Here is a 270-nt window from a genome sequence, read left to right on the forward strand (position 1 = left end):
CGTTTTTCGCCAATTGGGTTGCCTGTTTCGCATTGTCCGTATTCTGCTTCACTGTCGCGGTCAACTGCTCCATGCTGGCGGCCGTTTCCTCAAGCGAGGCCGCCTGCTGCTCGGTGCGCGAAGAAAGGTCGTTGTTGCCCGAGGATATTTCAGCTGCCCCGGTATGAATTGACTCCGAGCTATTGCGTACGGCAGTGACTGTCGAAATCAGCGACTGTTGCATCTCTTCCAACCCCATCGCCAGTCGGCCCATTTCGTTGCGACCTTCAA

General features: G+C 55.9%; 1 pseudogene. It reads right to left on the bottom strand.

From position 1 onward, the window contains the following. Positions 1 to 270: pseudogene (locus tag FDX22_RS15420) on the bottom strand (methyl-accepting chemotaxis protein II); the annotation flags it as partial.

This window comes from Citrobacter sp. TBCS-14 (assembly GCF_005280805.1).
Classification (GTDB): domain Bacteria; phylum Pseudomonadota; class Gammaproteobacteria; order Enterobacterales; family Enterobacteriaceae; genus Citrobacter; species Citrobacter gillenii.